Genomic DNA, 20552 nt, shown 5'->3' on the forward strand with positions numbered 1-20552 from the left:
CTTGAAACATTCCGGGCGCTACAGTCCTGCGCCCCTTTCCCTCTTCAGGAGCTGTCCCCCCGCATGAATTTCAGTTTCATCTCCGGCGAACTCGCCCGCACGAGCGGTGAGCTGCTCGTGATTCCCCTCTTCGAAGGCGAGACCGGGGAAGGCGCGCCCGGCCTGCTCGCCCAGGCCCACGCCGCGCTCGAGGCCCGGCTGCTGCCGGCCGCCACCCAGGAGGGCTTCAAGGGCAAGAGCGAGCAGACCTTCGTGATGCACACGCTCGGCAAGCTCGAGGCGGAGCGCGTGCTGCTGCTCGGCCTGGGCACCCGGGCCCGCTTCACCCCCGAGGTGTTGCGCCTGACGGCGGGCCGCGCCGCGAAGACGGCCCAGCGGCTCAAGGTGCGCTCGCTGGTGTTCGCGCTGCCGGGGGGGCTGGACGCCTCGGCCACCGTGCGCGCCGTGGTGGAGGGCCTGGAGCTGGGTGCCTACCGCTTCGAGACCTACAAGTCCTCGGCCCGCGAGGAGAAGAACGCGCCCCGGCTCACCACGGTGAAGCTGGCGCTCGCCGAGGGGGAGAAGACGAAGGAGCTGGAGCAGACGGTGGCGCTCGCGCAGCACGTGGCCGAGGCCACCAACTGGGCGAGGGATCTCATCAACGAGCCGCCCAACGTCATCAACCCCGAGCGGCTGGCCAAGGCGGCGCAGCAGATGGCGCGCCAGAGCGGGCTCAAGGCGAGCGTGGGGGGGCGCAAGGAGATCGAGCGGTTGAAGATGGGGATGTTCCTCGCGGTGGCCCAGGGCAGCGTGAACGAGCCCCAGCTCATCCACCTCGCGTACACGCCGAAGAACGCCCGGCACGCGAAGCAGGCCCCCGTGGCGCTGGTGGGCAAGGCCATCACCTTCGACTCCGGCGGCCTGTCGCTCAAGCCCACCGACTCCATGGTGGACATGAAGACGGACATGGCCGGCTCGGCCGCGGTGCTCGGGGCCATGAAGGTCATCGCCGCGCTCAAGCCCCCCTTCCCCGTGCACGCCTTCATCGGCGCGTGCGAGAACATGCCGTCGGGCACCTCCTACCGGCCGAGCGACGTGCTCGTGTCGCGCTCGGGCAAGACGGTGGAGGTGACGAACACGGACGCCGAGGGCCGCCTGGTGCTCGGCGACATCATCACCTGGGCCAACGAGCACAAGCCCGCGGCGCTCATCGATCTGGCCACGCTCACCGGCGCGTGCATGGTGGCGCTCGGCCACTACCTCACGGGCGCGTTCGGCGACCACGACGCCACGGTGAACGAGGTGCTGGAGTCGGCGCGCGCGGCGGGCGAGGAGATGTGGCGCATGCCGGTGACGGAGCTGCAGAAGGACGCGCTGCGCTCGGAGATCGCCGACATGAAGAACTCGGGCGAGCGCTGGGGCGGCGCCACCAACGCGGCGCTCTTCCTCAAGGAGTTCGTCGGGGACACGCCGTGGGTGCACCTGGACATCGCGGGCCCGTCGGTCAGCCCCAAGGAGCGCGGCTACAACGGCAAGGGTGCCACGGGCGTGGGCGTGCGCACGCTCGTGGAGTACGTGCGGCGCCGCGCCGCGCAGCTCGAGCGCAGCGAGGCCACGGAGGCCCCTGCCGCCCCCGCGGCGCCGGCTCCCAAGGCGAAGCCCGCGCGAGGCGGGCGCGCCCGGAGCTGAGTCCCGGGCTCAGAGCTGCTCGGGCACCTCCACGGGCAGCGGGTGGACACTCTCGAAGAGGGTGTTCACCGTCTCGGGCACCTCGTCCGGCGCGGCCGAGGGCCACGTGGCGAGCATCATGAAGACGTGGCCCGCGCTGCCGTCACGCACCACCACGCGGCCGCGCACGTTGTCGCCCACGGCGAACTGGAAGCCGACGGCGCTGTCGGACAGGGGCAGCGGCTCCGGATCGCTGGTGACGAAGCCGGGCTGGCTGCGCAACCCCAGCGTCAGCCGCTCGGCGAACTGGATGGGCGAGGCCACCGCGGGCGCCACCTGCAACACCACCTGGGCACCGCTCGTGCGATGGCGCAGGACGACGGGAATGGCGAGCCCCTCGGGCGTCTGCTCGTCCGTCTCATCCAGGAGCCAGTCGCCGCCCGGTTGGGTCAGCTCGAAGCCCAGGGTCTGATCCACATAGCGCCGGGACTCTGGCGGCAGCAGCGACTCCTGGGAGCGCTCCGCCACGGGGCCCGAGCCTCCCACCGCCTCATCGGACGACGCCCGCACCGCCTGCTTCGCCCCGCTGCACGCCGTGCAGAGCGCGACCAGGCCCCACCCCAACAACCGCCTTGCGTCCATGTGTTCTCCCCTGGCCGGATGGCCTGGGACACAAGCTGGGGACGGAAGGCGGAAGCGGCCAGGGGTATGGAAGGGTGGGCCGCCGCGGGATGTCAGGCGGAGGAAACTTCCTCGGCGATGGCGCGCGCGGCCGCCAGCGGCTCGGGGGCGGTGTGGATGGGGCGGCCCACCACGAGCAGATCCGCCCCCGCGCGCCGGGCGAAGGCGGGCGTCTCCGCGCGGCTCTGGTCCCCCGCCGCCGCGCCCGCGGGGCGGATGCCGGGGGTACACAGGAAGGGCGTGGGCCCGAGCTCGCGGCGGAAGGCGGCGGCCTCGCGGGGCGAGCACACGAGACCGTCCACACCCGCGCCCACGGCCAGCCGCGCCAGCCGCAGCGCCGCCTCCTCGGGCGTGCCGGGCAGACCCACCGCCGCCACCTCCTCGGCGGACAGGGAGGTGAGCACCGTCACCGCGAGCACCCGGGGCGCCGCGTGTCCCCTGGAGCGAGCCCCCTCGCGCGCGCCCTTCACCGCGGCGCGCAGCATGCTCTCGCCTCCGGCCGCGTGCACGGTGAGCAGCGACACGCCGAGCGCTCCGGCCCGCGCGGCCGCCAGCTCCACGGTGTTGGGGATGTCGTGCAGCTTCAGGTCGAGGAAGATGCGCGCGCCCAGGCGCTGGAAGGCGGCCACGGCCGCGGGCCCATGCTCCACGAAGAGCGACAAGCCCACCTTGGCGTAGCCCACGTGGGGCGCCACGCGCTCATAGAGGCGCAGGCCCTCGTCCAGGGGGAGATCCGCGGCGAGCGCGATCCGCTCCCGCGCGGGCAATACCTCCGTCATGACAGTCCCTCCTGCAGGTCGCGGTAGCCGCGGTAGAGCCGCTCGGACATCTCGCCGGGCAGCACGTTGCGCGCGGAGAAGAGCGCGTAGGACACGAAGGCGTCGAGCGCCTCAAGCGTCATGGCGCGCGCGAGCGCCTCGCCGCCACTGGAGACGTTCTGCCGGATGCGCTCCACGTCCAGCCGGCCATCCGGGCCGAGCGTCACCCCCTCGTAGGCCGCCTCCAGCCCGGGCTGGGGCGACTCGAGGAAGCCGCGCAGCAGGTCCGGGTTGGCGCCCGCGAGGCGGATGGCGGTGTGGATCTGCGCGAGCAGCGAGTTGAAGCGCTCCTCGGGACTCATGGGGGCCACCACGGGCGGGGGAATCGCCGCGAAGGTGCCCGAGGCCCGCCGCGGCACGGGCACCACGGGCGCCACGGCCGGCACGGTCGTCTTGAGCTGGATGACGAGCGCGCCATCGCGCATGCGCTCCTCCACCCAGGTGAGGAAGGAAAAGAGACTGCCCTCCCAGAAGGAGCGCAGCGCGCCCAGCGAGGTGCCAGGGGCCGCCTGGGCGAAGAGGGACTCCTCGCCGGGAGGAGGCGCCTCGGCGCCGGTGGTGACCAGCAGATCATCCGGGAAGCGCCGGCGCAGCCGCGCCACCGCCTCGCCCCGCTTGAGGCCCTGGATGACCAGATCCCTCGTGCGCTCCTGGAGCTTCACCTGATCTCCCGGAGGCTGGCGCCCCTCGAGGAAGAGGAAGCTGCCCTCGGCCATCTCGAAGAGGTTGAGCATCACCTCGCGCACCAGGTACGTCATGGCGCTGTAGAGGTTGGCCTCGGACAGGAAGCCCTCGCGGGTGAGCACCGCGCCGATGCGCAGCGAGGGCGTCACCTTGCCGAGCGCGAGGTGGAGCTGCTCGGGCGTGACGAGCCCCAGCTGCACCACCACGGAGCCGAGCCGCTCATGGTGCACGCTGGAGACGGCGAAGGTGGGCTGACCATCCCGGAAGGTGACGGTGCGCTGCACCGGGCCGTTCTGGAGGGTGAGCTGGCCGCTGCGGATGCCGGAGACGACGTGGCCGAGCACCTCCTCCACGGACAGCGAGCTGAGGCTGCCGGCGAAGAAACCGCCCAGGGCGGCGGGCTCGCGCAACAGCACCACCCCCTCGGACGAGTGGAAATGCGCCACGAGGGGTTGGCCCGGAGCGAGGCTGGCGGCGAGGGGGCGCTCCAACTCGAGCACCGCCGGCTCACCGCCCTGCCCTGGACGAAGCGAGGCCTTGGGACGAGCCGCCACGCGGACTCCCTACTGCTTGGCCTTCAGCTCGTTGTCGATGATGCTCTTGAACTCGTCGATCGGCTGGGCGCCGGACAGCAGGATGCCATTGATGAAGAACGCCGGGGTGCCCGTGACGCCCACCTTCGAGCCGGCCTCCTGATCGGCCTTCACCACGGTGGCCTTCTCACCCGAGTCCAGGCACTTGTCGAACTTCGCCGTGTCCAGGCCCACCGTCTTGGCGTGCGCCTTGAGGTCCTCCACCTTGAGGGCGCTCTGATTGGCGAACAGGGTGTCGTGGTACTCCCAGAACTTGTTCTGATCCTGGGCGCACAGCGAGGCCTCGGCGGCCTTGGGGGCCTCCTTGTGGAAGTCCAGGGGGAACTGGCGGAACACCAGCTTCACCTTGTCCGGGTAGGCCGCGAGCACTTCCTCCACCGTCTTCACGGCGCGGCTGCAGAAGGGGCACTGGAAGTCGCTGAACTCCACGATGGTGATGGGCGCGTTGTCCGGGCCGCGCGAGGGGCCGGTGGCGGCCACTTCCTTGCGCTCGACGGGCGGGCGCGGGGGCTCGGGCAGGGTGATCTGCACGTTGGCGTTCTTCTTGAGCTCGGCGAAGTACTCGCGCGCGCGCTCCTGCTTCTTCGAGCCGGTGAGGAAGTCGACGATCTGCGGCTTGACCTGCTCATAGGTGGTGCCCGGGGGCAGCCGCTCCTTGGCCTCGTCGTACAGCTTCTGGATCTCCGCCTCGGGCGGCTGGGGAATCTTGTCGTCCACCTCGGCCTTGACCAGCTGCTCCTCGGTGAGGTTGCGCTTGGTGGCCTCGGCCTTCACGAGCTTCTCCACCACGAAGCCATCCAGACCCTGCTTGCGCGTCTGGTACTTCTGCTTCTCCAGGTTGGCCAGCGGCTCCTTGATGCGATCGTTGAGCTCACCGAAGGTGATCTTCTGACCGTCACCGAAGGTGGCCACGACGGTGTCGGGAGGCAGCTCCGTGGAGGAGGCGGTGGTGGGAGTGCCGGCGGTCGCCGGGGCCTTCTCCTTGTTGCAGCCGGAGAACAGGGAGGCCGCCAGCAGACCGGCCAGGAGGGTGGAAGTCGAGCGCATGAGCATATGGGTTGGGGTCCTTAGTCGAGAAAACCCCGAAGCCGCAAAGAAATTTCTCACGCCACCAGGGGCTCGAGCCCGAGTTCCGGCAGACGCAGCTCGGGCAGCTCCAGGTGCTTGCGCGCCGGAACGATCTCGTAGGAGCTGGGGTCGGCGAGCACCGCCTTGACCAGCTTCTGGTTGAGCGCGTGGCCCGTCTTGAAGGCCTTGAGGTGGCCCATCACGGGGTGGCCAAAGAGGGAGATGTCTCCGATGGCGTCCAGGATCTTGTGACGCACGAACTCATCCGCGAAGCGCAGGCCATCCGGGTTGAGGATGGAGAACTCGTCCACCACGATGGCGTTGTCCAGCGAGCCGCCGCGCGCCAGGCCCATCTTCTGCAGCATCTCCACGTCCCGGCGGAAGCAGAAGGTGCGCGCGCGGGAGATCTCCCGGGCGAAGCACCGATCGGAGAACTCCAGCTCGAAGGACTGCTCGGTGATGAGCGGGTGCTTGAAGTCCACGGTGCACGAGATGCGGAAGCCCTTGGCGGGCGACAGGCTCGCCTCCTTGTCCCCGTCCGTCACCGTCACCGTCTTCTTGATGACCAGCAGGCGGCGCGGCTCCTCCTGCTCGCGCACCCCCGCCTCGGAGATGAGGGAGGAGAAGGGCGCGGCGCTCCCATCCATGATGGGCACCTCGGGGCCATCCAGCTCCACGCGCACGTTGTCCAGCCCCATGCCAGCCAGCGCCGACATCAGGTGCTCCACCGTGCTCACCTTGACGCCGTCCTTGCCCAGGGTGGTGGCCAGGGACGTGTCCACCACGTACTCCGTCAACGCGGGGATGGACACCGGGCGCAGCGTGTCCGTGCGCACGAAGACGATGCCGTGGTTCACCGGCGCGGGCAGCAGGGACAGGTTCACCGGGGCGCCGGAGTGGAGTCCCACCCCCTGGCAACGGACGGGCTGGAGGAGGGTGCGCTGGTTGAAGGAGGTGTAAGGCATGTTCTTTTGTCGCCTCGCCGATGCGGATGCTTCTCTTCCCCACCCCGGATTCCACCTCCGGGCTCGGGCCTTCACTGTTCACTGCTCATCTGACGCGCCGCGTATCGATGCAAAACCCAAACCACGCCCCTCCTCAACCTGCGGGGGGAACCGTGGGGAGTCAACCCTTGCCCAAAGGCTTGAATTCATTGAGTTTTCGGGCGTCCCGCTGGAGCTCTCCCGTCCTCGGGAACTCCGACAGCCCCTCGACCCGCCGTGCACCAGCCCCACCACCGTGACAAATGTGTCCGGACTTTTACTTGCCGACGCGCCGTCCTGGCGCGTCACGGACGCCCCGCAGATAGCGCAGACGGGGGGCCGGAATCAAACGGCGGCGGGCAAAAAGCATGAAGTCCAGCGCGGTTGCAATGCCGCGAACCGGACGAAACCCGCACCGGACGAAACCGTCCACACGAGGCCCGTCCGGGCCCCAGCGGCTCAGCTGCCTTCGGCGAGGAAGCGATCCCGCAGACGCTCCGCCTCTTCCCGGTCGAAGTTGAAGCCCCGGAGCTGGGCGCGGCGACTGACGGCGGCGAAGGTGTTCTCCAGCACCTGGGAGAAGCCGCGCAGATCCTCGATGAGACGGGTGCGCACGGCGGGCCCCTCGGGAGGCCAGGGCAGCTCGGTGAGCAGCGCGGAGAACCGATCGAAGGCCTCGTAGTCCACGTAGCGCAGCAACTGGTAGCTGCCGTCCTGGAAGTAACCGAGGAAGGCCACGATGCTGGAGATGACGGCCTCGGCCGACGGCACGTTGTCGTTGCGCAGGTGGCCTTCCGCCGTGCGGCAGAGCTGGGAGAAGACCCACAGGTCGCGGCGCAGCCGCTCGGCGCTCTCGGTGGCGGAGACGAGCTGCTCGAAGGGGGCCTCGCCGGAGGCGGAGCCGGGAGAGAGCGCCTCGGTGAGCGCCACCACCTGGGCCTGGAAGAGCTGGGTGAAGGCGTAGGAGGCGCGCGCGGCGGCGGCCCGATCCCTGTCCAGCTCCACGAGGATGTCGCGGGCGATGCGCTCCGTCTCGCGGGCGATGTCACGCGCGGCGCGCAGGCACGCGGCCTGGAGCGGCTTGGGACCCGCCCGGGGGGCGATCTCGTTCTTCAGGTAGCCCACGAGGCTGAGCGCCTCGCTGCGCACCAGGGCGAGCAGCACGCGCACGCGCCGGGGAATGGGCCCCTGGGCGTCCTGGCTCACGTAGGCCAGGCAGTGCAACAGCCGGAACAGGCCCAGGTAGACGGTGGTGAAGAGGGGCCGGGTCTCCGCGGGCACCGTGGCGAGCAGCGCGAGCAGGCGCGCCGAGCGCAGCCGATCGTACTCGAGGCGGAACTCGGTGAGGCGGCAGGGCCGGAAGTAGCGGTTGAGGACGATCTCGCGCAGGACGAGGTTGCCCACGTCGGTGAAGAGGCTCAGGCCGCACACCGGCAGTTGCAGCAGGTGATCGATGAGGTTGCGCAGCGACTCGAAGGACTGGCGCAGGACGAAGAGGCTCTCCTGGGGCGTCTCCTGCTTGCGCTCGCCCTCGATGCGCGAGCGCAGGCCCCGGTCATCGGCGAGCTGCGTCTCCACGTAGCGGCGGAATTGCAGCTTCTGGTCCGAGTCCGGATCCAACAGGTGCCGGGCGAGGCGGATGGCCTGGCTGAGCGTGGCGCGGATGTCCTTGAGCTCCTCGCGGAAGTCGCGCGTGACGAGCGGCTGCTCCTGGGCATCGGTGACGCCGTTGTCCTCCTGGTGGACATAGCGCTCCAGGCCGCGCAGGAGCATCTCGAACTCGAAGAGCAGCTCCTCGCGTGCCTCCACGGGCAGGGCGCGCAACCAGCGCTCGCGCTCGGCGAGGTAGCCGGCCTGGCTGCCCTGGGAGAAGCGCACGAAGTCCTCATAGAAGTCGCGGGGGACGCGCGAGGCACGAGGCGGATGGACGACGGGCGCGGTGCTCACCAAAGGGTCCCCTGCGCCGACTCGGGCGCCTTCTTGTTGAAGTACGTGTAGGCGCGGTGCGTGGCCGTGCGGCCCCGCGGCGTGCGCTGCAGGAAGCCCTCCTGCAAGAGGTACGGCTCGTACACATCCTCGATGGTATCGCGCTGCTCGCCCACGCTCGCGGCGATCGTCTCCACGCCCACCGGTCCGCCCCCGAACTTCTCGAGGATGGCCAGGAGGATCTTCCGATCCATGGCGTCCAGGCCCGAGGCGTCCACGCCCAGCCGGGTGAGCGCCTGGGCGGCGAGCTCGCGGGTGATGGTGCCATCACCCTCCACCTGGGCGAAGTCGCGCAGGCGGCGCAAGAGCCGGTTGGCGATGCGGGGCGTGCCCCGGGCGCGGGTGGAGATCTCCCGGGCGCCTTCGCGCTCCAGCTTCACGCCCAGGATGCGCGCGGAGCGGTTGAGGATCATCTCCAGGTGCTTGGGCTCGTAGTACTCGAGCCGCTCCTGGATCTGGAAGCGGTCGCGCAAGGGCGAGGTGAGCAGGCCCGTGCGCGTGGTGGCGCCGATGAGGGTGAAGGGCGGCAGGTCGATCTTCATCGCGCGCGCGGCGGGGCCGGTGTCGATGGTGATGTCCAGCCGGAAGTCCTCCATCGCCGGATAGAGGTACTCCTCGATGGCGGCGTTGAGGCGGTGCACCTCGTCGATGAAGAGGATGTCGCGCTCGTTGAGGTTGGTGAGCAGGCCAGCCAGGTCCCCCTTGCGCTCGAGCGCCGGGCCACTGGTGACGTGGATGCCCACGCCCAGCTCCGTGGCCATGAGGTAGGCGAGTGACGTCTTGCCCAGGCCGGGAGGCCCGGAGAAGAGACAGTGATCCAGCGCTTCCCCGCGGCTGCGCGCCGCCTGCACGTACACCCGGAGCTTGTCGACGACGGCGCTCTGGCCCACGTACTCGTCGAAGGAGCGTGGACGCAGCGAGGCCTCGACCCGCACTTCGTCGTTGAGCGCCTCACCCGAGAGCGCGTCTTCCGATTTCCGCTTCGCCATGCCAGTCCTCTGCCCCCACCCTACCAGAATGGCCCTCGGGTGGAGGGCTCTCGACATGATGCGCTCCGATGCTCGCCGGCCGCCGGGCCGCCTGCCCGCAGGCCCCGTCTACCAGTGAACCCGAGGCCCCCTCGCCGCGCCCGGGAGCATCCAGCCGCCCCTCGAAACGTGCGACACATTCCCCCTGGATCGTGCGTTTTCCCGGTGAACCCCATGACTCCTTCCTTCCGCCCCCTGCCCTTCCTCTCCGAAGCCCGCGCCGAGCCCCTCGCCAGCTCCCGGCTGCAGAAGCTGCGCCGGGCAGCCTGGCAGGCGCGCGAGGCCTTCGCGGCGGACGGTCCGGTCCAGGCGCTCGCCACCTGCGATCTCATCACCTTCCCCTATCCGGCCCTGTTCGCCTTCAGCGGCGCGGCGCTCTCCCCGGCCCCCTATGTGATGATCATGAACCGCATGCAGGTGGTGCAGTACGAGGAGGAGGGAACCTCGCGCGTGCTGCTCTTCAACCCGAGCGATTATGAGCGCGGACATGAGGCGCCCTTCTACAAGTCGCTGCGCGGCAAGTACGGCGCCTTCCTCGCGGACAAGGTGATGACGCGCAAGCACGGCACCGTGCAGGGGCACCTCGAGGCGCTGGGCCTCGGGCCCGGGGACGTGGACTACATCGCCTTCGATCACCTGCATGTGCAGGACGTGCGGCGCTGGCTCGGGGGCGACGGTCAGCCCGCGTACTTCCCCCGGGCGAAGCTGTTGGTGCAGCGGACCGAGTGGGCGTCGGTGAAGAACCTGCATCCGCTGGAGCGCGTCTGGTACGTGCCGGGGGGAACCGACGGAGTGCCCGGGGAGCGCGTGGTGCTGCTGGACGGGGACACGTGGCTCGGCCGGGGCGTGGCGCTCCTGTCGACGCCCGGGCACACGCTGGGGAACATGTCGCTCGCGGTGGCCACGGATCAGGAGATCTTCGTGGTGAGCGAGAACGGCATCGCCACCGAGAGTTACACCCCGTTGCAATCGGGCATCCCCGGCGTGCGCGCCTTCGCCGAGCAGATGGGCTGGGAAGTCGTCCTCAACGGCAACACCCGCGAGAGCTCGCTGGAGCAGTACTCGTCGATGATCGTGGAGAAGGTGTTCGCGGGGCCCTCGCGGGTGGATGGATGCTTCGTGAACTTCCACCCCTCCTCGCTGCTGACGGGAGCGAAGGTGGCACCCGGATTCACGCCCACCCTCACCCTGCCCGCGCCGGCGCACGGCCGCATCCGCCTGGCCTCCGCCGCCTGAGCACACCGGGGGCGCGGCTCCTCGGGCGCCTGGGAATTCGGGGTTCGCCCCGGGGACGGCCGGACGCGCCAAGGTGGCCCGGCGGTGGACCCTCCTGGCGAACTCCGCCCAAAAGCGGGCTCGTGTGTCTCCCGGTTCCCTGTGGTTAGATGCCCCCAGGCATGACGACCGGTTCCCCAGAAGGCCCCCCGCCGCAGTGGAAGGACATCCACCAATCGATCCTCTCCACCCTCGATGCGCTGAACGCCTCCACGAGTTGGATCGCCACCGCGGCGACCGTGGGCATCGAGCCCGTCTTCGAGCGCGTGCTCCAGCAGGTGTGTGGACCCGCGGAAGTCTCGCCCCAGGCCTATATCGAGCACATCACCCGGGACACCGGGATGCGGCGCGAGGTGCAGCAGCGCCTGTCGCGCCTCATGGAGAATCCGAAGCTCGTCACCATGCGCCGCGAGGCCCAGCGCCGCGAGGCCGAGCACCAGCTGCACGTGCTGCACTACGTCCTGTCGGGCAAGCAGCCCCCGGAGTGGGTGTGGGCCACCATCGACGAGGACCAGCGAGAGCAGTTGCGCGAGGCGGCCGAGTCCGGCGAGGAGCGGGATGATCAGCTCCTGCCGCGCGTGCAGCGGGCCATCCACAAGCTCGAGGTGACCCCGGGCATCTACGGCCTGTGCGAGGACTGCTACGCCATCATCCTGCTCGAGCGGCTCCAGCTGGTGCCCTGGGCGGAGTGCTGCGCCGCCTGCCAGCGCAAGCGCGAGGGCGTTCCGGACCAAGCGCCGGAGCCCGAGGTGCGCGTCACCTACTTCTGAGCGGCCACGCGAGCGGCCTTCCGAGCGGCACCCGGCTCAAGGCGTCGCGCGCAGGACCTTGAGGGCCTCGCGGAAGAGAGCCTGGAAGGCGGCCTCCTCTCCCAACCGCTCGCTGGCGGACTGGGCGGCCTTCTCCGCCTGGGGCTGCTTGTAGCCGAGGTTGACGAGCGCCGAGATGAGGTCCGCCAGGTGCTTGGCCGCGGGGGCCTCCGGCTTGAGCTGCGTGGCCACCTGCTCCAGGTGCAGCGTCTTCACCTTGTCCTTGAGCTCCAGCACGAGCCGCTCGGCGGTCTTCTTCCCCACGCCGTGGATCTTCGTGAGGCGGGCCACCTCGCCCCGGCCGAGCGCCGCCACCAGCTCGTTCACCTCCATGCCGGAGAGCACCGCCAGCGCCAGCCGCGGCCCCACGTGGCTCACCGAGTTGAGCAGGAGGAAGAGCTCCTCCTCGGGGCGCGAGAGGAAGCCGAACAGCTCGAAGGCGTCCTCGCGCACCACGGTGCGCACGCGCACCTGCACGGGCTCGCCCTCCGCGGGCAGCCGGCCCAGGGTGAGCGTGGAGAAGAAGACGCGGTAGCCCACGCCCCCCACGTCGATGATGGCCTCCTCGAGGCTCTTCTCCTGCACGGTGCCACGCAGTGCCGCGATCATCGCGCCTCCGGACGCCGGTAGGACGGCGTGAGCTTGTCGGCCAGCTTCGCCTGGGTCGCGCGAGCACGCGTGCGGCCCCGGGTGCCCGCCACCGGAACACCCGTCCGGGCGTGGTTGAGGTGGCAGAGCGCCACCGCGAGCGCGTCGCTCGCGTCCGAGCGCTCCAGTTCCTCCAGGTCGAGGAAGGTGCACACCATGCGCTCCACCGCGTCCTTGTCCGCCGAGCCCCCGGCGCCCACCGAGCGCTTCACCTTGGCGGGCGCGTACTCGTGCACGCTCAGCCCCGCCTGGGCGGCGGCCAGCAGCGCCACGCCCCGGGCGTGCCCGAGGATGAGCGCGCTGCGCGCATTGCGGAAGGTGAACACGCCTTCCACCGCCACCGACGCGGGCCGGTAGAGCTTGAAGGACTCCAGGAGGGCCTCGTGCAGCGACTTGAGCCGCAGCTCGAGCGCGGCGTCGGGGTCCACCTTGATGACGCCGTGACCCACGTGGACCAGACGGCCGCGCCGATCCTCCACCACGCCATAGCCCATGAAGCGGCTGCCAGGATCGATGCCTAGGACACGCACGTGCCTCTCCGGAAACAACGGAACAGGGGTTCAGCCAGCCCTATAACGCGTTGGCCCGCTCCGTGTCGATGGACCCGTGCGCTCCCCGCCCCCTTACCCCGAGAGCGAGTCCATCAGCGCGTCATCCATCTCGAAGTTGGCGTAGACGTTCTGCACGTCGTCGTTGTCCTCGAGCAGCTCCATGAGCTTGAGCATCTTCCGGGCATTGTCGCCCTCGACGCGCACGGTGTTCTGCGGCAGGTACGTCCACTTCTGCTCGCCGAGCTTCAGGCCCGCTCCCTCCAACGCCGAGGCCACCGCGTGCAGGTCCGCCGGGGCGCATCTCACCTCGAAGCCGTCCTCGCCCAGGGGCAGCATGTCCTCGGCGCCCGCGTCGAGCGCCTTCTCCATCACCACGTCCTCGCTGGGACCGGGCTTCACGGTGACGACGCCCTTCTTGTGGAACATCCAGCTCACCGAGCCCTCCGCGCCCATGTTGCCGCCCTCCTTGCCCAGCATGGAGCGCACGTCGGCCGCCGAGCGGTTGCGGTTGTCGGTGAGGCACTCCACCAGCAGGGCCACGCCCCCGGGGCCATAGCCCTCGTAGACGATCTCCTCGTAGCTCTCCCCCTCCAACTCCCCCGTGCCCTTCTTGATGGCGCGCTGGATGTTGTCGTTGGGCATGTTCGCCTCGCGCGCGGCGGCGATGGCCACGCGCAGCCGGGCATTGCCCTCCGGATTGCCGCCGCCCAGCCGCGCGGCGACGGTCATCTCCTTGATGAGCTTGGAGTAGAGCTTGCCCTTGGTCTTGCCCATGATGGCGTTGGCCCGCTTGAGCTTCGACCATCGGTTGTGACCGGACATGGGGATGACACTCCTGGAGGCGGATGTGCCCCCGGCGAGGTGGAGACAGCGCCGCGCCTTGTCGCCCGGACGCGCGGCGGGAGTCAAACCCCTTGGGAGGGCGAGGGCCTCTCTCCTCTAGGCAGCCCGGGAATCCACGGCCGCGAACGCCTCCGAGAACGGCTCCTCGTCCAGGGTGCGATCCGGCTCGAAGAAGGGCGGGACGCGGGGACTCGGCGGCTCGCGCTCGGCGATGAAGTTGGCCGGCGCCAGCACCCCTTGCGCGTACAGCAACGTCACCACCTCCAGGGTGGTGATCTCCGGCAACTCGCACACCAGGAGCGTGGTGTGCACGGTGCGCTGACCGTCGCACAGGCGGATGACCTGCCCCACGTCGTCGGGCAGCGAGTGCAGCGCGTCCGCCAGCCGCTTGAAGTCCACCGAGAGCCGGGCCGACAGCGGAATGCCCAGGTCGCACAGGGCCGTGAAGCGCTCCACGGCCGGCAGCAGCAGCGAGGTGAACACCCGCGGGCTGAGCAGGGGCTTGCCCTGGGCGAGCGCGTCCCCGAAGGACACCGCGTACGCGCCCGAGCCGAAGAAGAGCAGGCGGCGCAGGGCGACCAGACCCCGCTCCCCCTCGTAGGACGCATCCACCACGTGCCCCTGGCGGAAGGCGAGCCAGCCCTCGTTGTCACGCAGCTCGACACGGCCAGAGCGCGAGCCGCACAGCAGCGCCCGCACCATCTGGGACAGGGGCATGCGCACGGTATGCGCCTCGTAGGCGGGCGCGAACGCCCCCCGTCCGGCCTTCAACCGCGCCAGCGACACCACCACCCGGGGATCCACCGGCTGCACGAGCAGATCATCCACGCGCACCGCCTCGGCGCGCTCACGCGGGGCGGACGCCTGCTCGCGCGAGAACACGTACACCGGGAGCGACGCGGTGCGGGCATCCGCGCGCAGCCGCTCGCACAGCGTCAATCCGTCCAGACCGTCCGGCGAGCCCTCGGTGGGCACGAGCACCAGGTGTGGCAGCGGCCCCCCTTCGCTCAGCTCCCCGAGGAGCTCCTCGATGACCGGGGCGGCGACCACCTCGAAGCCGGCGCCGACCAGCTCCTGGGCGAGCGCGGTGCGCACCTCACTCTGGGACTCGGCGAGCAGGACGCGGGGGCGGAAGCGGTTGGCGCGGCGCCGGGGGCTGACATCCGCGCAGGGCGCCGTGGGCGCCGGCTCGAGGACGGAAGCAACACGCGTGCTGTTGGCCATGGACGACTCCTACTCGAGGGTGAGCCGCTGTCCGCTTTCAGCCCAAAAATACGAGATGCCGGTAAAAAGCCTACCAGGAAACACTCGGGACGCACGTTTTACGTGGAATGATCCCGCTGTGAAGTCCAAGCACCTGAAATCGTTGGGTATAGCGCAATACATCAGCGAAGGAAACGCTCGACGGGGCCGGGGAGGAAGCGCCAGAGTGCACGGCCCTATGAAGCGACTGATGCAGGCCTGGGTGCTGATGCCGTGGGTGGCGATGGCGCAGGGGACGGCGGCGCCGGAGAAGACGACTCCGTCGGAGACGGAAGCGGTGCGCGTGGAGGACCGCCAGAGGCACTTCGGGGCGATGCTGGCCCCGGCGGTGCTTCCGGACGGAGGGAGCGCGGTGGCCGGGTGGGTGGGAGCCCCCGAGGTGGGTGTGTCCTACCGGCAGGGCCTGTCGGGCTGGGAGCTGGGAGCCCGGGCGCGCTTCGACTATCTGCACCTGTCGACGACGGTGGAGGCGGTGGGACGCTGGCCCGTGTGGAGCGAGGGCGCATGGGCCGTGGCGCCAGAACTGGGACTGGGAGTGACGGCCAACCCGGGCAGCCGCTACTTCGACGCGCAGAACCTGCGGGGTTGGTTCCTGCGAGTGGATCCCGCGCTGGTGGCCACCTGGCGGGTGGTGGAGACGGTGGCGGCGCTGGGCACGGTGGAAGTGCCCTACGACATCGGACTGAGCCCGGGCGGCACCTGGCGGGTGAAGCCCCTGGCCGGCGTGGGCGCGGAGATCTACCTCGGCGAGGACCTGACGCTGTCGCTGCTGGGCCAGCTCGGCGTGGACGTGTTCAAGGAAGTGCGCGGGGTGACACAGAGCCGGCTGGGCTACGGCGCGCGGCTGGGCCTGGGCGTGCGGCTGTTCTGAGCGACTCGCTCCCCGGGAAGGGCGCCGCGCCCGGCGGCGTCATTCGACCGAGGGGAACGGCTACCGGACATCCCGGCGATGGCGATGTCCGGGGGCTCAGCTCAGACCCTTGTTGGGATTGATCAGGTACTTCTTGCCGGTGGAGCGCTTGCTGTAGACGGAGAGCACGTCGAGCCGCAGCGCCTCGGCCAGCGAGAGTTCCGCGGCGTAATGACTGGCGAAAGTGGTCTTCAGCTCGGCGGCCACCCGCTCGCGCAGCTTTTGCGTGGCCTGGGGTCCAATCTTCTCCATGAACGGAATCAGCAACCAACCGCCCACACCCCAGGCCATGCCAAAGTTGCCCGTGAGCTCGAGCGGGCGCGGCTCGAGTCTGCCGTAGACGTAGACCTGCTTGTGGATCGGTGATCCATAAGGACTGTAGGTGGTGGCGGTGCGGTTGGCCGCGGCTTCCATGCAGGCCAGGATCTGCCCGGCGAGCTGCCCGCCCCCGGTGGCGTCGAACGCGAGCGTGGCACCGGTTTCCACCAGGGCCCTGGTCAGATCCTCGGTGAACGTGGACGAGGTGCTGTCATACGCATGGGCCGCGCCGAGCTCGCGCAGGAGCGCCACCTGCTCCGGGCTCCGGACGATGTTCACCAGCCCGATGCCGTCCTTGAGGCAGATCTTGTTCAGCATCTGCCCGAGGTTGGAGGCGGCGGCCGTGTGCACCAGCGCCTTGTGACCCTCCCGGCGCATGGTCTCGACCATGCCCAGCGCCGTCAGCGGGTTGACGAAGCAGGAAGCGCCGTCGGCCGGCGTCGCGTCCGCCGGCAGGACCAGGCAATTGGACGCCTTGAGAACCCGGAATTGGGAGTACATGCCGCCACCCAGCGCGGCCACGGTCTTGCCGAGCAGTTCCCGCGCATTGGCGCCCGCCTTGATCACCACGCCGGCGCCCTCGTTGCCCACGGGTAGGGACTTGTCCAAGCGCGACGCCAGGGCATTCAGCGTCGGCTGCGGAATGGTCGCCGTGATCACGGGACTTTCCGCCGTTCCTCCGGCCCGGGCCGTGGACAGGTCGGCCGGGCCCAGCAGCAAGCCCAGGTCCGAGGGATTGATCGGCGAGGCTTCGACGCGGATGACGACTTCGTCGGGACCCGGCTCCGGGATCGCGACCCGCGCCAGCGACAACTCCAGTTCGCCTTGGGAGCTCACTCGCGAGCGAAGCTGGAGCCCCTGTTCCTGATTCTGGGTGTTCATCTGGATCTCCTCACCTTGGTTCGTCGGAAGACACTTCGTGGCCACCGCCGCGAAGGCCGTCTCTTGTCGAGGGAGCCAGGTGAAATCAAGTGAATCCGAGCCGGGCCAGCCCCATCGAGCGCCAGGGGCTTATACCCACTGGCTCCACTGTCTTATGACAAACGCGAATCGCATCAATTCGGTGCTGATGCCTCCCAGGGCGAAGTGGTGACTCCCTTCGCGAGTTGATGACGGGAGTCACCACTTCCCCGTCCCCTTCCCCCGCGTTTCTCCTGGGGAACCCCGTCCCCTCCTCGATGTTTCCCGGTGGTACGGCGCTTGCTCTGAGTCCACGGGACCCCCTACACCCACCCCTTTCGCCCGAAGCCCCGAGACTCTCTCCCATGCGCATCTCATCCACGAGCCAGAATCATCACCACTACAACCGCTACGACGTCTTCAAGTCCCGGCCCGTGGAGAGCGATCCGGAGAAGTGGGGCATCAAGAACAAGGGCGGACACAAGGAGCCCGAGCGGAAGTTCACCGATCACTACGACAAGCACTTCAAACCGTCCGAGGTGTCTTCGCCGGACAAGAATGCTTTCGCGTACAAGGCGGATCCCCTGGAGGAGGTGCCCTCCCTGGACGACGTCCCCAGCAGTTCCCGCGCGGGTGCCAAGGACACGTTCATGCCCTATGGCAACGCGCTGGATCCGCGCAATCACGCCGCCCTGCGCGCGCAGGCCAACACCCCCGCGGGCAAGCGCATCATCGCCATGGCCGACGAGGCCCTCAAGGCCTCACCGGATCCCATCCACGGCTCGTTCGATCCGGAGCGGCGCTACGTGCCCGGCAAGGACGGCGTGGTCAACACGAACCGGGACATGTCGGAAATCAACAAGATGAACAAGTTCGCCACCCAGATGAACTCGCTCAACCATGCCTACGCCATGACCGGCGATGAGCGCTACGCCGAGAAGGCGACGAACCTCATGGACGCCTGGGCGAAGAACATGAAGCCCGAGTTCGGCTCCTGGCAGGCGGGCATCTCCAGCTACCACCCGCTCTCCTCTGTCTTCAGTTCCATGACCGCCCTCAAGGACTACAAGGGGTGGGAGCCCGAGCAGAAGGCGCGCGCCATGAAGTGGGTGGACACCTTCGCCGACAATGCCAAGAACATGCACGCGGACAACAACAACATCCACGCCTGGCGCACCCTCTTCCGGGGCTCCGCCGCCGCGCTGACGGGGGACACCGCGGGAGTGCGTGAGCAGGCCAATGCCATGATGAAGGCCATGGAGACGCAGATCAACGGCGACGGACTGATGCCCAAGGAGCTCAAGCGCACGCAGTCCCTGCACTACCACCTCTACGCGCTCCAGCCGATGACGGCCATGGCGGAGGTGGCGCGCTCGGCCGGGGTGGACATCTACAACACGCCCGCGGGCCAGAAGCTCGGCAAGAGCCTGGAGCGGGTGGGAGAGGGCCTCCTGGACCGCGGCCAGTGGAAGTACCCGGAGAGCGGCAACCCCGGCAAGGGCGCGGCGGCGCTCTACTCCATCGCCGCCTCCCGCTTCCCCCAGAACGAGAACCTCAAGCGCATCGCCGAATCCCTGGCCGCGCGCGAGCAGAAGGGCGATTGGGTGAACAAGGCCGTCAAGGGACAGATGGATGATGGCTCGCTCAACGGGTTCCCCATCCCGTCCATGTATCTCTTCCAGTGAGCGAACGAGGTGTCGAGCGTGTACCGGGAGCCGGAAGCCGGCTCTCGGGGTCGCCTACGACGGCACGTCAGAAGTTCCAGAGCAACTCGACAGCGAGTCGACGCATCGAATCCGCCTCGCTCCGCCGTGCGCGCTCGAACGAGACGCCAGCGACCTCCACCGGCTCACCACTGCCCTGGTCGGAGAGCGCACCCGCGACCTGCTCGGCCGCCGCTCCCGTGAAGAGGAACGAGAACTGGAGCCTGGCCGAGACCGCGCTGTTGAACATGTAGGTCAGCTCGTTGTCCCACTCCACGCCGAAGAGGTGCTCGTCCACCAGCCGCTTGATGCCGAAGTCCCGGGCGGTCAGGCCCACGGAGGAGGCGTTGTTGGGCTCGGAGAGCGCGCCGACCAGGAAACGCTCGTTGTAGATGAGCGCATAGGCATTGGTCCGGAACCGCAGCGTGCCCTTCAGGGGCTCGGTGTCCACACCTCCTCCGATCATCGTCAGGCCGGGCGAGTCCGAGCGGCTGTTGCTGAAGAGACCCGCCCCGTTGCTCATCAGGTTGCTCTGATTGCCCCACAACTCGGGGAAGGCACTGTAGAGCGTGCTGCCATAGGCGATGTTGCCATCGGCCACGATCATGCCCTCCCCCGAGAAGCGCTGCGTGAACCGGGGCATGCCCACCACTGGCGTATAGCCTCCGAGGAGATCGTCCCCGGGGTTGCTATCGCCCTTCAGGTAATAGGCGCCCACGTGGGGCTCGAACTTGAAACCGACCGCCGCGCTCGCGTCGTAGGCCAGGTCCGCGAAGGCCGCGAACGACTGGACCCGGAAGGTGCGGCCGTTGATCGGCTTGCCGAGATAGTCCGGGATGTCCGCCGCCGTGCCCGGATAACGCACCGAGCCGTAGCTCCCGGCCACTTCCAGGATGGGCTTGAACCCCCCCAGGTTGCCGGTGATCAACAGGCCCGGGTAGTGGGTGACGGAGGTGAGGGCGTTGATTCCCGTGGCGGGGGGCTGGCCGCGCACGCGCGCGTGGTTCACCGCGTAGAGACCCGAGAGGGTCAGCCCCTCCACCGGGGTGTAGTCGAGCCGCCCGACCCCGATGCGCCGCTCGCCGAAGTTGCGATCGAAGGCCCCGATGGGCAGCAACTGCGCACAGCCAGTGGGGACGCTTCCGCCGCCCGGCGGCACGTTGATGACGGGAGGACAGGGCCCCGAGACGCTCGTGGTGCGATCCGCGTAGACGAACTGCGACTCGTTCTTGAGGACGTACGCGGCCTTCCATGCCAGCGGGCCGGCCTTGCCCGTCAGCCAGAAGCCCGGGTCGTCATCCACGTAGAGCAACCCGCCACCGTCCATGTCCGCCGAGGGCCCCGTGTCCCACCCGACATGGAGCCGGGAGGAGATCCACGGCAGCTTCACGCTGGCCTGCAACCGCTCCACGCCAAAGTCATCGAACAGTCCCTTCTCCTGATTGGAGATGCGGTCGGTCCTCCGCTGGTTCAGGACGCTGTCGAACTCGAGCGCCATGAAGAAGTCCCAGTCATCGCCCTTGCTCACGTTGAAGTAGAGGCGATCCTCCGTGCGCACGTAGTCGTGGCCGACGATGCCCGCCTCGTTCACGTGACTCCCCATCCCACGGATGGGCGTCCGCTCGGACAGCCCGAGGTCCCAGTTGCTCTCGAGCGTCGGGATCATCCGCACCTGTCCACCGAGGCGCACCGACAGGCCCAACTCCGGCGCCGTGGGGATGACCACCGTGCCCGGACCCGCCCAGGCCTCGCCAGCGAGGCCCAGACCCAGCGCGAATGCCGTACCCGCTACCGCTCCAAACGTCTTCACGTTCAAGACCACCCCTCATCGAAGAGGGTGGGAA

General features: G+C 69.2%; 18 protein-coding genes. 5 read left to right on the forward strand and 13 right to left on the reverse strand.

The window, feature by feature from the left end:
- Positions 1–63: 63 nt before the first annotated feature.
- Positions 64–1668: a leucyl aminopeptidase gene (locus CYFUS_RS34245; RefSeq protein ID WP_095989048.1), complete on the forward strand. Its 1605-nt coding sequence runs from the start codon at positions 64–66 to the stop codon at positions 1666–1668.
- A 9-nt stretch (positions 1669–1677) separates the two neighbouring features.
- Here the strand turns inward: CYFUS_RS34245 and CYFUS_RS34250 are convergent, their stop codons facing one another.
- From CYFUS_RS34250 to ruvB, 7 genes are all read right to left on the reverse strand, one after another.
- The gene (locus tag CYFUS_RS34250) at positions 1678–2289 is read right to left on the reverse strand and encodes a hypothetical protein (protein WP_095989049.1); all 612 of its coding nucleotides are present in this window, start codon (positions 2287–2289) and stop codon (positions 1678–1680) included.
- Between the two features lie 92 nt (positions 2290–2381).
- On the reverse strand, positions 2382–3107 hold the full coding sequence (pyrF, locus tag CYFUS_RS34255) for an orotidine-5'-phosphate decarboxylase (RefSeq protein WP_095989050.1): 726 nt from the start codon (positions 3105–3107) through the stop codon (positions 2382–2384).
- Positions 3104–4384, reverse strand: a complete 1281-nt coding sequence (locus tag CYFUS_RS34260; RefSeq protein WP_095989051.1) for a DUF4388 domain-containing protein — start codon at positions 4382–4384, stop codon at positions 3104–3106. The genes pyrF and CYFUS_RS34260 overlap by 4 nt, the downstream gene beginning before the upstream one ends.
- A gap of 9 nt (positions 4385–4393) precedes the next feature.
- Entirely contained in the window at positions 4394–5476 is a 1083-nt protein-coding gene (locus tag CYFUS_RS34265; protein WP_095989052.1) for a thioredoxin domain-containing protein, read from the reverse strand.
- Between the two features lie 50 nt (positions 5477–5526).
- On the reverse strand, positions 5527–6456 hold the full coding sequence (gene lpxC / locus CYFUS_RS34270) for a UDP-3-O-acyl-N-acetylglucosamine deacetylase (protein ID WP_095989053.1): 930 nt from the start codon (positions 6454–6456) through the stop codon (positions 5527–5529).
- A 477-nt stretch (positions 6457–6933) separates the two neighbouring features.
- Positions 6934–8421: a hypothetical protein gene (locus CYFUS_RS34275; RefSeq protein WP_095992404.1), complete on the reverse strand. Its 1488-nt coding sequence runs from the start codon at positions 8419–8421 to the stop codon at positions 6934–6936.
- Positions 8418–9449, reverse strand: a complete 1032-nt coding sequence (gene ruvB / locus CYFUS_RS34280) for a Holliday junction branch migration DNA helicase RuvB (protein ID WP_095989054.1) — start codon at positions 9447–9449, stop codon at positions 8418–8420. Before ruvB ends, CYFUS_RS34275 begins: the two co-directional genes overlap by 4 nt.
- A 213-nt stretch (positions 9450–9662) precedes the next feature.
- Between ruvB and CYFUS_RS34285 the strand changes: the two genes are divergently transcribed.
- Complete coding sequence (locus tag CYFUS_RS34285; protein WP_095989055.1) at positions 9663–10724, forward strand: hypothetical protein; 1062 nt, start codon at positions 9663–9665, stop codon at positions 10722–10724.
- 161 nt (positions 10725–10885) lie between these two features.
- The gene (locus CYFUS_RS34290) at positions 10886–11533 is read left to right on the forward strand and encodes a TraR/DksA family transcriptional regulator (protein WP_157758824.1); all 648 of its coding nucleotides are present in this window, start codon (positions 10886–10888) and stop codon (positions 11531–11533) included.
- A gap of 36 nt (positions 11534–11569) precedes the next feature.
- On the opposite strand, the gene ruvA is transcribed toward CYFUS_RS34290, so the two are convergent.
- The 4 genes from ruvA to CYFUS_RS34310 all read right to left on the reverse strand — a co-directional run bounded on the left by ruvA (position 11570) and on the right by CYFUS_RS34310 (position 14838).
- A complete protein-coding gene (gene ruvA, locus CYFUS_RS34295) occupies positions 11570–12181 on the reverse strand; it encodes a Holliday junction branch migration protein RuvA (protein WP_095989057.1) in 612 nt (203 codons plus the stop codon).
- Positions 12178–12750: a crossover junction endodeoxyribonuclease RuvC gene (gene ruvC / locus CYFUS_RS34300; protein ID WP_095989058.1), complete on the reverse strand. Its 573-nt coding sequence runs from the start codon at positions 12748–12750 to the stop codon at positions 12178–12180. Before ruvC ends, ruvA begins: the two co-directional genes overlap by 4 nt.
- 93 nt (positions 12751–12843) lie before the next feature.
- On the reverse strand, positions 12844–13593 hold the full coding sequence (locus CYFUS_RS34305) for a YebC/PmpR family DNA-binding transcriptional regulator (RefSeq protein WP_095989059.1): 750 nt from the start codon (positions 13591–13593) through the stop codon (positions 12844–12846).
- 117 nt (positions 13594–13710) lie between these two features.
- Positions 13711–14838, reverse strand: a complete 1128-nt coding sequence (locus CYFUS_RS34310) for a response regulator (protein ID WP_095989060.1) — start codon at positions 14836–14838, stop codon at positions 13711–13713.
- 217 nt (positions 14839–15055) lie between these two features.
- Here CYFUS_RS34310 and CYFUS_RS34315 point away from each other — a divergent pair, with 217 nt between their 5' ends.
- Positions 15056–15748, forward strand: a complete 693-nt coding sequence (locus CYFUS_RS34315; protein WP_095989061.1) for a hypothetical protein — start codon at positions 15056–15058, stop codon at positions 15746–15748.
- A 96-nt stretch (positions 15749–15844) separates the two neighbouring features.
- Here the strand turns inward: CYFUS_RS34315 and CYFUS_RS34320 are convergent, their stop codons facing one another.
- Positions 15845–16987, reverse strand: a complete 1143-nt coding sequence (locus CYFUS_RS34320; protein ID WP_095989062.1) for a zinc-binding dehydrogenase — start codon at positions 16985–16987, stop codon at positions 15845–15847.
- A gap of 383 nt (positions 16988–17370) precedes the next feature.
- Here CYFUS_RS34320 and CYFUS_RS34325 point away from each other — a divergent pair, with 383 nt between their 5' ends.
- Positions 17371–18690, forward strand: a complete 1320-nt coding sequence (locus CYFUS_RS34325; protein WP_157758825.1) for an alginate lyase family protein — start codon at positions 17371–17373, stop codon at positions 18688–18690.
- 67 nt (positions 18691–18757) lie between these two features.
- On the opposite strand, the gene CYFUS_RS34330 is transcribed toward CYFUS_RS34325, so the two are convergent.
- Complete coding sequence (locus CYFUS_RS34330; protein WP_095989064.1) at positions 18758–20524, reverse strand: hypothetical protein; 1767 nt, start codon at positions 20522–20524, stop codon at positions 18758–18760.
- Positions 20525–20552: the final 28 nt, after the last annotated feature.

It is taken from the genome of Cystobacter fuscus (genome assembly GCF_002305875.1).
In the GTDB taxonomy this organism is placed as follows: Bacteria; Myxococcota; Myxococcia; order Myxococcales; family Myxococcaceae; genus Cystobacter; species Cystobacter fuscus_A.